Here is an 11,355-nt window from a genome sequence, read left to right on the forward strand (position 1 = left end):
GGTGATGCTGCCAACTTACTGATTTAGTGTATGATGGTGTTTTTGAGGTGCTCCAGTGGCTTCTGTTTCTATCAGCTGTCCCTCCTGTTCAGCTACTGACGGGGTGGTGCGTAACGGCAAAAGCACTGCCGGACATCAGCGCTATCTCTGCTCTCACTGCCGTAAAACATGGCAACTGCAGTTCACTTACACCGCTTCTCAACCCGGTACGCACCAGAAAATCATTGATATGGCCATGAATGGTGTTGGATGCCGGGCAACCGCCCGCATTATGGGCGTTGGCCTCAACACGATTTTACGTCACTTAAAAAACTCAGGCCGCAGTCGGTAACCTCGCGCATACAGCCGGGCAGTGACGTCATCGTCTGCGCGGAAATGGACGAACAGTGGGGCTATGTCGGGGCTAAATCGCGCCAGCGCTGGCTGTTTTACGCGTATGACAGGCTCCGGAAGACGGTTGTTGCGCACGTATTCGGTGAACGCACTATGGCGACGCTGGGGCGTCTTATGAGCCTGCTGTCACCCTTTGACGTGGTGATATGGATGACGGATGGCTGGCCGCTGTATGAATCCCGCCTGAAGGGAAAGCTGCACGTAATCAGCAAGCGATATACGCAGCGAATTGAGCGGCATAACCTGAATCTGAGGCAGCACCTGGCACGGCTGGGACGGAAGTCGCTGTCGTTCTCAAAATCGGTGGAGCTGCATGACAAAGTCATCGGGCATTATCTGAACATAAAACACTATCAATAAGTTGGAGTCATTACCCGGCACGCATATCGAGAGCCGAAAATGAGTCAAATGACGCTTTATCTTTCATAATTCTTTCCTTTTTGCGATTTCAAAGTTTTCTTTCCGTTGCCGGAACAGACTGAAACGTAACTTTCCAGCCGGAACGGTGATGAGCCCCAGACACGCAACTATCAGTCCGACGCCTGCCCATCCGGAAGGCGGCAGCCTTTCACCGACGAGCACAACGGCCAGCAGTGCGGCTATAACCGGCTCCAGCAGACTGATCGTGGTTGCCATACTGGGGACGTCTCAGAAAACGGAATCTATGGTCACTCCCGTTTTTGCAACACCGATTTTGACGATAAATTGGCTTGCTTGAATCTATCCGGCGTCTGAATGGGATTTTATTCCCGCGCCTCGATGAGTTCCGCGCCTGATGAACCTCCAGAAAATATACGGCTTCAATGAGCCTTTCCGTTTTACAGGTTCCTCAACAGGCCGGTGGGCCGTTAGTATCATCAATATCAGTATTCGCAAAACCAGATCAGTGATTCTTTAAACCGGTGTATTTCTGCCGTTATGCTACATAAGTTTGCTGTCGTGCCGTTAGGGCCCAGGCTATTCTGGCCAGCTTGTTTGCCAGAGCACAAGTGACGACAAAGTTGCTTTTCCTACACAGTAGATCCCTGACCCAATCGGCCAATTTGCCAGACTGGTGTTCCAGTTTTTGTATGAATACCCTGGCACATTGAACCAACAAAGTTCGGATCTTTTTGTTACCTCGCTTACTAATTCCCAGCAATGTCGTCCGACCTCCCGTGCTGTACTGTCGAGGCACTAGCCCTGTTGCCGCCGCAAAGTCACGACTGCTGGCGTACTGCTTCCCGTCGCCAATCTCAGTTGAAATAGTACTCGCTGTCAGTGTTCCGACGCAGGGAATGCTCAGCAAGCGCTGTCCAATCTCATCTTCGTCCAACTTTCGTTTCAACTGGGATTCCAAATCTTTAATCTGCTCAACAAGATAGTGATAATCTGTTGTAATTTCAGCAATAACTGGCTGAGGTATAGAGGCAAACTATTGTCCTCAAGAAGGGTACTCAGTCGGCTAATAACGGCAGCTCCTCGTGGAACGCTGATGCCAAATTCCAGCAGAAAAGCATGCATCTGATTGGTTGTTTTTACCTTATCCTGAACCAAGGATTCACGGACACGATGCAGCGCACGCATTGCCTGCTGAGATTCAGTTCTGGGCTGTACAAAACGCATAGACGGACGCGATGCAGCTTCACAAATAGCTTCGGCGTCGACAAAGTCGTTTTTGTTACTTTTAACGAATGGACGGACAAATTGTGGTGATATCAGCTTAGGAAAATGCCCCAACTCTTCCAACTTGCGTGCCATAAAGTGAGAGCCACCACAGGCTTCCATTGCGATGGTTGTAGCGGGGCATGTCGCCAAAAATTCGATTAACTTTGGCCGTGTAAATTTTTTACGGTAAACAGCCTTGCCGCGACGATCTTGGCAATGAATATGGAAAGAGTTTTTACCCAGATCGATACCAATGAGCGCAATGTTTTCCATGATAGTTCTCCGAATGAAAGCCTATCCTCAGCATAGTACCGGGAAGGAGGGAGTGACCATCTCATTAATTATCCCACGCTAAGACTATATTTTGTACAGCAGTGGAGAAGGATGAGAAACCAGCAGTTCATTAACAGGGACTCCTTTTTGCTTAAGCGGCTCAATGGTTCTTTCTATATAAACCGTATTCCAGAGTGTTATCGCCGCCGTATGTAGTGTCAGCGCCGGTGGCGTGGTAACACTGATCCTCCCACCCCCAGATCCCTGATTTCATTCAGCCGGTGCATGAAGGATGCTCGCCCAAGGGCCTCACCCTTATTCAGCCCCGCCTGTATGCATCGGCCTAAGCCTTTATCGCAAAATCAGTCCAGCATAAACAGCGTCCGATCTCTGCAGAAAATCGCCCTCTGCGCTACGAGTTTGAACGCATTTACTCTGTTTATAGGTAACATTCGCCCCACGATATAATGATATCGGCAACGTATTCAGCATCCTGAGCATGAGTCAGAAGGTGATCCGCCTTACCCAACGAAATGAAACTCTTGGGATGCTTTGCTGCTTTGAATATTTTTTCGGCCTGCTCAATTAACACAGTATCATCTTCAGTCGCATGAAAAATAAGCAGAGGCTTGTTCATGGCGAACACCTTATGAGCGATTTTGTGTTCCTGAATATTGTCCAGCATCTGTTTCTTTAAGGTAAATACCCGCCCGGCCAGCTCAACGGGATAGGCTCCATGCTGGTTAATGTTTTCAACATCATCCTTAAAAAGACGTTTTACGTGTGTCAGTTCTCCGGGTGATCCTATGGTGACAACGGCCTTTGCCTCAGGAACTTCGCCGGCAATAGACAGAATGGCCGATCCCCCCAGGCTATGGCCGATGAGCAAAGAAGGCGCTTCGTACTGTCGGCGGAGATAATCTACCGCGCAAAGCAGGTCCGAAATATTGGATGAGAAGTTGGTGTTGGAAAAATCCCCTTCGCTGTTTCCCAGACCAGTAAAATCAAACCGGAGAACGGCGATAGCATTCTCTGTCAGTTTCCGCGCAATACGCGCCGCGCCTTTGAGGTCTTTGCCACACGTAAAACAATGAGCTAACAGCGCAAACGCTTTAGGATTTTCAGGAAGTTCAAGCAATCCGGCCAGTTCTTCACCAGCCGCATTTTTGAACGTAAATTTTAGTTTTTTCATAGGATATTCCAGGTCTTAAACTGATTTCATATGTTTGATCGCAGGGAAAAATAATCTTCTGCTCTGCATCTGGCATTACGCGTTTTCCTTCCTCTACTGGGGATGTGAAACAGAATTCATTCCGAATGCCTGTCCTCACCTTCCAGTTTGAAAGCTGATTATTGCTTCCTGTTCGGTGATCACTTACGCTATGCTACCAACTAGATGGTAGCTTACAAGAATTTTATGAGGTCTCACTGAATGGCCAATTGCGCGCTCATTCTTAAAATATCCCTGGCAATGCTGGCGTTTGCTGCAAACTCTATTCTGTGCCGTCTGGCCCTGCAGGGAGGCCACATTGATCCCCTTTCATTCAGCAGCCTCAGGCTGGCCAGTGGTGCACTCGTCCTGTCACCTTTCTTGTTTTATCACGCAAAAACTACATTATCGCTGTGGCGTCCGCTGAGCGGATTTTACCTCATGGTGTACGCAGTGCTCTTCTCTGTCGCCTATATCCATCTCGATACCGGGGCAGGTGCGCTGTTACTTTTTGGTGCCGTACAGTTTGCGATGGTGATCCACGGATTATTTAAAGGGGAATCACTCTCCGTTACCGGCTCCTCATCGTGTATAACCCCTTTCTCTCTGGCCGTTTTGTCCTGTCAGGATGTCGTCAGAACCCGGCATAACACCCTGTGCCGGGAACACAAAAGGCACGGATGAACAGGTCGTGAATATTCTTAGTGAAGCCTGCTGATGACATGTCTGGCGACAAAAAAATGCCGCCCTTAAGGGGCGGCTTATGCCAGCGTCACTGGGTTATCGTCTGACCGCCATGATGCCCGCATCGACATCCCAGATAGCGCCCGTCACCCATGAGGTTTTGTCAGACAACAGGAAGAGAATAGTGTTTGCCACATCTTCGGCAGTTCCGACGCGTCCCAGCGGGTGGAAATCGTTCAGCGACTTCATAGCATCTGCGATATCCGCTTTGTCCATGAAGCCTTCGTATATCGGCGTATGAACAATCCCGGGAGACACCGCGTTGACACGAATACCCGCGCTGGCCAGCTCAATCGCCAGATTACGCGTCAGGGCATGCAGACCCGCTTTTGCCATTGAATAGGCCGAGGCCGGCGAGTCACCCAGTGCAGCCTGAGCACCAATCGAACCGACGTTGACGATAGACCCTTCGAGCTTCGCGGCGAGCATGTTCTTCACGACATCCTGTGTAATAAAGAACGTGGCTCGGTTCAGCGAAAGATACATGTCATAATCGGCAAAGCTGTGCTCGGTAAATCCTTTGGGCATGAAGATACCGGCGGCATTCACCATCAGGCTGATATCGCGATGGTGAGCATTAATTTCCTGACGGATAGTTTCCATACCTTCTTCGGTCATCAGGTTCGCCGCGATGACCGCAACCGGTCCCAGAGGGCTCAGTTCTTTTTGCACCGCTTCGGCTTTGTCTTTTTTATTCCCGGTCAGCACGACACTGCCGCCCGCTTCCAGTACCATGCGTGCCACGGCCAGGCCCATGCCGCTGGTACCGCCGACGACGAGCAGTTTTTTACCTTTGAAAAAAGTGTTCATTTTCTGACTCCATTACTGGTGGGTAAGACGTTGCCGGCAGCGTGAAACTGCCGGCGGTTGACGGATTAAATACTGCAGCCATCCGTTCCGCAGGTCTGACCCGCAGTGGCTGAAAATTCGGTTTGCTGTTCATCCCAGACCTGACGCAGGGCATTCAAAAAGTTATCTGCTGCCTGAGCCCCGCTGATGGCATATTTTTCGTTCATCACAAAAACCGGAACGCCGCTGAGGCCAATAGACTGTGCGTGGGCTTCATCGTCGGAAACGGTGGCGCGAAAATCGTCATTTTCCAGGGCGGCTTCAGCGTCAGCTTTCGGCATACCGGCTTCTACGGCCATGGCAACGAGCTGCTGACGGTCAAAGAGAGAGCGACCTTCGGTGATACTGCCATGATAAAAACGTTCTTCCACCGCGTCCGCAATTCCGGCCTTACGCGCGGCAACCAGCAGGGTGTGTGCATCTTCTGTATCACCAAACATCATGCCGTCGAAGTTGTAGATCAGACCTTCAGATTTACCGGCGGTGCCCACCTGATTCATCATCAGCTCCGCTGAATGCTGACTGCCCAGCTTTTTAACGATGGCATCCTTAAAAGGCATCGCGGGAGTACCACCGGCCAGACGGTAGCTGTGATGGCGGATCACCACCTGGTCGCGAAATTCAAAGCGATTCAGACCCTGTTCAAATCTTTTTTTAGCAATCCAGCACCACGGGCAGACCAAATCTGACCAGATATCGATGGTAAGGGTGGGTTTCAGCGTTTGCATAATGATTCCTCAAAGACGTTGGGCGGTCGGATCTCACTTATCAGAGAACCGCGACCGTATGGGATTTATTGCGCCTGCCAGACCGGGTAATCGGTATAGCCTTTTTCCGGGGAACCACTGACGCCGTAGTAGGTGGCGCGGTCACTTTCTGCCAGTGGCCAGCCGTTTTGCATTCTTTCAACCAGATCCGGGTTAGCGATGTAGGGCACACCAAATGCCACCAGATCCAGCTCATCATCTTCCAGAGCCTGCTCTGCGATATCACGGGTAAAACCGCCGGCAGCGATGATGGTGCCTTTAAACGTGTTGCGAAAACGGCGGCGGAAGCCTTCCGGAAGTGGCGCTTTGGTGTACACCGGCTGATAGTAAAGGTGTACGTAGGCCAGTTCCCGCTGACCGAGCGCGTCGGTGATGGCTGACCAGGTTTGCTCTTCACCTTCATACGGCGCGAGGTCATAAATGCGGCCGAACGGTGACAGGCGCACGGCAACGTGGCTGTTACCCACGGCTTCCGCCACGGCGTCAATGGTCTCCAGCAGGAAACGCTGACGATTTTCCACCGAGCCGCCGTATTCGTCGGTGCGGGTGTTCAGTTCGCTACTGAGGAACTGGTCAAAGATGAATCCGTTTGCCGCCATGATTTCCACGCCGTCAAAGCCGGCTTCCATCGCCAGGCGTGCGGAGTGCACGAAGTCTGCAGTGATGCGTTTAACTTCATGCGTTTCCAGCGCGCGTGGCTGGCTTGGTACAACCGGGCCAGGTTCTCCGGATTCGGTCAGCGCAAAAACGGTGGTATTGACCGCCTGAACGGTGCCCGCTGAAACCGGCGCTATGTGGCCTGGCTGAAGAGAGACGTGAGACATACGGCCGACGTGCCAGAGCTGCGCGAAAATACGGCCACCTTTGGCGTGAACCGCTTGTGTCACCTTACGCCAGCCCTGGACGTGTTCGTCGTTGTAGATACCAGGGGTATAAAGGTAACCCCGGCCTTCTTCTGAAACCGGCATCCCTTCGGTGATGAGCAGGCCAGCAGAAGCACGCTGTGCATAGTACAAAGCCACGACCTCATCCGGCACGTCATTCATGGTGCGGGTGCGGGTCATCGGTGCCATGACTACACGGTTTTTTAACGCCAGGCCAGACAGATTGTAGGGGGTGAAAAGCTTACTCATCGTATACCTCACAAAAAACAAAAAGGAGTATCCCGGCAGGGATTTGCACAGCCCGGCAGTATCATCGACTGGACGTCGCGCACTGGAGTTGCATAAACATCTGATGGGTGGCAATATACCAACCATCTAGTAGGTAGGTCAATGGGTGTGTCGTATTTTTTTGTCATAACGCAGCCATTTCTGAATTGTCACTCATTTTGCGAGGTCATCACCATGCGTACATTAACAGCTTATAACGAAGATAATTTCCGCCAGATAGAGCAGTACAAAGGAATATCGGTGGTACGTTTCTCTGCACCCTGGTGTCCGCCCTGTCAGGCCAGCGAAGAAATGTTCAGTCAGTTTGCAGACCGGCTCGATAGAGATATTCAGGTGGGGAAAGTCAATGTAGATCAGGCGCCGGTGCTGACAACCAAATACGAGATCTGGGGGCTGCCGTCTGTGCTGATATTTCATGAAGGGCAATTAGTTAAACGCATACCGGGTGTGAAACCTGCATCGGTATATGCTCAGGCTATTGCGGACATAAAAAAAGGGCAGTAATGCCCTTTTAACGTGGAATTTATTAATGCTTAACCGCGTGCCTGACCGACGGCATCCAGAGTGCGGGCTGAATAAATGACCGCCGCGCCAGCGTTGAGGTTAATCGCCACGCCCAGCGCTTCAGCAATTTCAGCGTCGGTTGCACCGGCTTTCACAGCTGCGTCGGCGTGAAAAGCAATACAGCCGTCGCAGCGGGTTGTGACTGCGCACGCCAGGGCAATGAGTTCACGCACTTTTGCGCCCAAAAGGTCAGTTTTGTTACCTGCGTTGCCCAGGGCAACCACGCCTTTCATGGTCTCGGGGGTCAGTTTGCCCAACTCGCCTAAACGTTGCATTAACTCTGAGCGATAGTTGTTCCAGTCCAGCATAGTGTCATTCTCCTGAATGAGGGGTATTAAGAAGCAGTTTTATATACTTAAGGCTGTTGGCGAAGACTTCGGGTCTGGCCGTTGCATGCGCCACTACGCTTGAGCCTTCACAGACATTAATGATCATCAAAGCAATATCTGATGGTTCGGCATGGGATGAAAACTCACCTGACTCCATGCCCGCCCTGACGACTTTTGTGAGCCACTCGATTTGCATATCGAAATAAAGTGATGTCTGTACAGTAATTGCCTGAGGCAGATTGGCGGTCTCTGCTGACAACGCACAACACAGTGGCAGTAGCGAAGCTTTATGGCTTTGCGCGAAGATATCGATGTAAGCCGCAATTCTTCTCTCCGCGCTTTTCTCAGTCGCCTCTATCTGCTCAAATACGCGTTGTGTATCAGAGAACGCCTGTATTACCACCTGCTCACCCAGAATATCTTTGGTCGGGAAATGGTGATGAATACTGGCCTTGGTGATACCCACTATTTTTGATAAATCAGCATAGCTGAATGCTGAATACCCTTTTTCGCGCATCAGGTGTTCTGCTTCGCTGAGCAGCCGTTCCCGTGTCATGGTTGTCATAATTACTCCATATAATCTACTAGTTGATAGATTATATTGTTGCTATTTTTCCGTAGCAAGTTGTATCACTGACTCAGTATCGTGCAGAACTGAACGTCACTGCCATCCTGCATTCTGAATGGCAGCATTACATCTCTGACATCACGCCAGGCGTGTAATCATTTCAACCGGATTAGCCAGAGTATCGTGGATTGGCGAATTCTTTTGCATTTCGCTGACCAGCGCTTCTAACTCCTCGCGACTGGCGGTCTTGCTCGTAAGGTGAACATCGACGCGAATAGATTTCGCACCTTTACGCACGTTGCTGTCCAGCCCAAGGAAGCCGTTGAGGTTGATATCGAAATTAAGATCCAGCTCGATACCGTCCAGGTCGATCCCTTTTTCAGCAGCCATCATGGTAAGGGTGGCGGTATAACAGCCAGCCAGCGCCTGCATGATGTATTCAGTCGGGCTCATGCCGGTATCGGTGCCGAGTAAACCTGCGGGTTCATCACCGATATTAGAAAATTTCCCCACACGGCTGGTATCGATAACGCCGTTCTGGATTGTGGCGCCGGTCTCTGTGCGAACGGTTAATCCGCCGCTGGAACGGGCTTTCATCTGGAAAGTCAGGTTACCCAGGCCAGGCTGGCTGCGAACTGCTTCACGGGTATTGTGGATCGCAGCTGCGTCTGCAGAAGGTTTAACGGTAGTAGACATAATGGCTCCTGTAATTTCTTGATAAAAGGTATAGCTGGTGTAATCAGTACCAATCATCTAGTTGGTAGATTAATATCGCGAACCTCTTTTGTCTACTCTTTTATAAAAAATAGGGCACTGTTGCAAATAGTCGGTGGTGATAAACTTATCATCCCCTTTTGCTGATGGAGCTGCACATGAACCCATTCAAAGGCCGGCATTTTCAGCGTGACATCATTCTGTGGGCCGTACGCTGGTACTGCAAATACGGCATCAGTTACCGTGAGCTGCAGGAGATGCTGGTTGAACGCGGAGTGAATGTCGATCACTCCACGATTTACCGCTGGGTTCAGCGTTATGCGCCTGAAATGGAAAAACGGCTGCGCTGGTACTGGCGTAACCCTTCCGATCTTTGCCCGTGGCACATGGATGAAACCTACGTGAAGGTCAATGGCCGCTGGGCGTATCTGTACCGGGCCGTCGACAGCCGGGGCCGCACTGTCGATTTTTATCTCTCCTCCCGTCGTAACAGCAAAGCTGCATACCGGTTTCTGGGTAAAATCCTCAACAACGTGAAGAAGTGGCAGATCCCGCGATTCATCAACACGGATAAAGCGCCCGCCTATGGTCGCGCGCTTGCTCTGCTCAAACGCGAAGGCCGGTGCCCGTCTGACGTTGAACACCGACAGATTAAGTACCGGAACAACGTGATTGAATGCGATCATGGCAAACTGAAACGGATAATCGGCGCCACGCTGGGATTTAAATCCATGAAGACGGCTTACGCCACCATCAAAGGTATTGAGGTGATGCGTGCACTACGCAAAGGCCAGGCCTCAGCATTTTATTATGGTGATCCCCTGGGCGAAATGCGCCTGGTAAGCAGAGTTTTTGAAATGTAAGGCCTTTGAATAAGACAAAAGGCTGCCTCATCGCTAACTTTGCAACAGTGCCCAAAAATTTCCGATCTCCAAACTGACCCCTTCTACAGAATGCTGCAATACTGCCCTCAATGGCCGCGCAATGGGTTCGGTTGCGTGGTACAACATCCAGCATCGCCTTACCGGAATAAGGTATGTAACACCGGATGAATAACATCGAGGGGAGAATATAGGGATCCTCGCCCGCCGTAAAATTATCTACGAAACAGCGAGAAAACGAATCCGGATCGCTGGTCACAACAAACTCGAAACTGGTCACAGATAGAAACTGTATCGCTAAACCCGAAAAAAGAACGCTGGGTAGTATGAACATACGACAACTTCTTTGAAAGTTACCGGTCTGTCTTTCTCAGTAATAAAAATTATATCTTCGTGATTGTGTATTAATTGATTGTTGTCAATAACACTCTTATAACCCAATGTAATGCTATATACAGGAAGCTATTTCAGAGGTTGGTGATGCTGCCAACTTACTGATTTAGTGTATGATGGTGTTTTTGAGGTGCTCCAGTGGCTTCTGTTTCTATCAGCTGTCCCTCCTGTTCAGCTACTGACGGGGTGGTGCGTAACGGCAAAAGCACTGCCGGACATCAGCGCTATCTCTGCTCTCACTGCCGTAAAACATGGCAACTGCAGTTCACTTACACCGCTTCTCAACCCGGTACGCACCAGAAAATCATTGATATGGCCATGAATGGTGTTGGATGCCGGGCAACCGCCCGCATTATGGGCGTTGGCCTCAACACGATTTTACGTCACTTAAAAAACTCAGGCCGCAGTCGGTAACCTCGCGCATACAGCCGGGCAGTGACGTCATCGTCTGCGCGGAAATGGACGAACAGTGGGGCTATGTCGGGGCTAAATCGCGCCAGCGCTGGCTGTTTTACGCGTATGACAGGCTCCGGAAGACGGTTGTTGCGCACGTATTCGGTGAACGCACTATGGCGACGCTGGGGCGTCTTATGAGCCTGCTGTCACCCTTTGACGTGGTGATATGGATGACGGATGGCTGGCCGCTGTATGAATCCCGCCTGAAGGGAAAGCTGCACGTAATCAGCAAGCGATATACGCAGCGAATTGAGCGGCATAACCTGAATCTGAGGCAGCACCTGGCACGGCTGGGACGGAAGTCGCTGTCGTTCTCAAAATCGGTGGAGCTGCATGACAAAGTCATCGGGCATTATCTGAACATAAAACACTATCAATAAGTTGGAGTCATTACC

Annotated in this window: 11 protein-coding genes and 4 pseudogenes; 5 read left to right on the forward strand and 10 right to left on the reverse strand. The window is 50.7% G+C overall.

Features of this window, described 5'->3' with window-relative positions; genetic code table 11:
* Positions 1 to 55: 55 nt before the first annotated feature.
* Positions 56 to 753, forward strand: a protein-coding gene (locus tag OGY06_RS00425; protein WP_103215986.1) for an IS1-like element IS1A family transposase whose coding sequence is annotated in 2 segments (ribosomal slippage) — positions 56 to 305 and positions 305 to 753 — 699 coding nt in all. Because the reading frame shifts where the segments join, the coding sequence is not laid out codon by codon here.
* A gap of 63 nt (positions 754 to 816) precedes the next feature.
* On the opposite strand, the pseudogene OGY06_RS00430 reads toward OGY06_RS00425, so the two are convergent.
* From OGY06_RS00430 to OGY06_RS00445, 4 genes and pseudogenes are all read right to left on the reverse strand, one after another.
* Positions 817 to 1,032: pseudogene (locus OGY06_RS00430) on the reverse strand (EamA family transporter); the annotation flags it as partial.
* A gap of 277 nt (positions 1,033 to 1,309) precedes the next feature.
* Positions 1,310 to 2,313, reverse strand: a pseudogene (locus OGY06_RS00435) (IS110-like element IS4321 family transposase).
* A 99-nt stretch (positions 2,314 to 2,412) separates the two neighbouring features.
* Positions 2,413 to 2,726: pseudogene (locus OGY06_RS00440) on the reverse strand (Tn3 family transposase); the annotation flags it as partial.
* Positions 2,727 to 2,752: 26 nt separating this feature from the next.
* Positions 2,753 to 3,505 (reverse strand): alpha/beta hydrolase family protein, encoded by a 753-nt coding sequence (locus tag OGY06_RS00445; RefSeq protein WP_171278908.1) that lies wholly within the window; start codon positions 3,503 to 3,505, stop codon positions 2,753 to 2,755.
* A gap of 240 nt (positions 3,506 to 3,745) precedes the next feature.
* On the opposite strand from OGY06_RS00445, the pseudogene OGY06_RS00450 reads away from it, so the two are divergent.
* A pseudogene (locus OGY06_RS00450) lies at positions 3,746 to 4,093 on the forward strand (EamA family transporter); the annotation flags it as partial.
* Positions 4,094 to 4,303: 210 nt separating this feature from the next.
* Here OGY06_RS00450 and OGY06_RS00455 read toward each other — a convergent pair.
* The 3 genes from OGY06_RS00455 to OGY06_RS00465 all read right to left on the reverse strand — a co-directional run bounded on the left by OGY06_RS00455 (position 4,304) and on the right by OGY06_RS00465 (position 7,016).
* Positions 4,304 to 5,077: an SDR family NAD(P)-dependent oxidoreductase gene (locus OGY06_RS00455; RefSeq protein ID WP_004729618.1), complete on the reverse strand. Its 774-nt coding sequence runs from the start codon at positions 5,075 to 5,077 to the stop codon at positions 4,304 to 4,306.
* Positions 5,078 to 5,142: 65 nt separating this feature from the next.
* Positions 5,143 to 5,844, reverse strand: a complete 702-nt coding sequence (locus tag OGY06_RS00460) for a DsbA family oxidoreductase (protein WP_001194072.1) — start codon at positions 5,842 to 5,844, stop codon at positions 5,143 to 5,145.
* A gap of 65 nt (positions 5,845 to 5,909) precedes the next feature.
* Complete coding sequence (locus OGY06_RS00465) at positions 5,910 to 7,016, reverse strand: alkene reductase (RefSeq protein ID WP_006687059.1); 1,107 nt, start codon at positions 7,014 to 7,016, stop codon at positions 5,910 to 5,912.
* A gap of 213 nt (positions 7,017 to 7,229) precedes the next feature.
* On the opposite strand from OGY06_RS00465, the gene OGY06_RS00470 reads away from it, so the two are divergent.
* On the forward strand, positions 7,230 to 7,559 hold the full coding sequence (locus OGY06_RS00470; protein ID WP_002431133.1) for a thioredoxin family protein: 330 nt from the start codon (positions 7,230 to 7,232) through the stop codon (positions 7,557 to 7,559).
* Positions 7,560 to 7,588: 29 nt separating this feature from the next.
* Here OGY06_RS00470 and OGY06_RS00475 read toward each other — a convergent pair whose 3' ends face one another.
* The 3 genes from OGY06_RS00475 to OGY06_RS00485 form a co-directional block, all read right to left on the reverse strand.
* Positions 7,589 to 7,927 carry a carboxymuconolactone decarboxylase family protein gene (locus OGY06_RS00475; protein WP_000888080.1) on the reverse strand — a complete coding sequence of 113 codons (339 nt, stop codon included), beginning with the start codon at positions 7,925 to 7,927 and terminating at the stop codon, positions 7,589 to 7,591.
* 4 nt (positions 7,928 to 7,931) lie between these two features.
* Positions 7,932 to 8,513 carry a TetR/AcrR family transcriptional regulator gene (locus OGY06_RS00480; protein ID WP_000210409.1) on the reverse strand — a complete coding sequence of 194 codons (582 nt, stop codon included), beginning with the start codon at positions 8,511 to 8,513 and terminating at the stop codon, positions 7,932 to 7,934.
* 141 nt (positions 8,514 to 8,654) lie between these two features.
* Positions 8,655 to 9,212, reverse strand: coding sequence for an OsmC family protein (locus tag OGY06_RS00485; protein WP_000108589.1), 558 nt, complete (start codon positions 9,210 to 9,212; stop codon positions 8,655 to 8,657).
* A 176-nt stretch (positions 9,213 to 9,388) separates the two neighbouring features.
* Here OGY06_RS00485 and OGY06_RS00490 point away from each other — a divergent pair, with 176 nt between their 5' ends.
* The gene (locus OGY06_RS00490; protein ID WP_035897520.1) at positions 9,389 to 10,093 is read left to right on the forward strand and encodes an IS6-like element IS26 family transposase; all 705 of its coding nucleotides are present in this window, start codon (positions 9,389 to 9,391) and stop codon (positions 10,091 to 10,093) included.
* 549 nt (positions 10,094 to 10,642) lie between these two features.
* Positions 10,643 to 11,340, forward strand: a protein-coding gene (locus OGY06_RS00495) for an IS1-like element IS1A family transposase (RefSeq protein WP_103215986.1) whose coding sequence is annotated in 2 segments (ribosomal slippage) — positions 10,643 to 10,892 and positions 10,892 to 11,340 — 699 coding nt in all. Because the reading frame shifts where the segments join, the coding sequence is not laid out codon by codon here.
* The last annotated feature ends 15 nt before the right edge of the window (positions 11,341 to 11,355 follow it).

This window comes from Citrobacter sp. Cpo147 (genome assembly GCF_030332405.1).
GTDB classification, from domain to species: Bacteria; Pseudomonadota; Gammaproteobacteria; order Enterobacterales; family Enterobacteriaceae; genus Citrobacter; species Citrobacter portucalensis.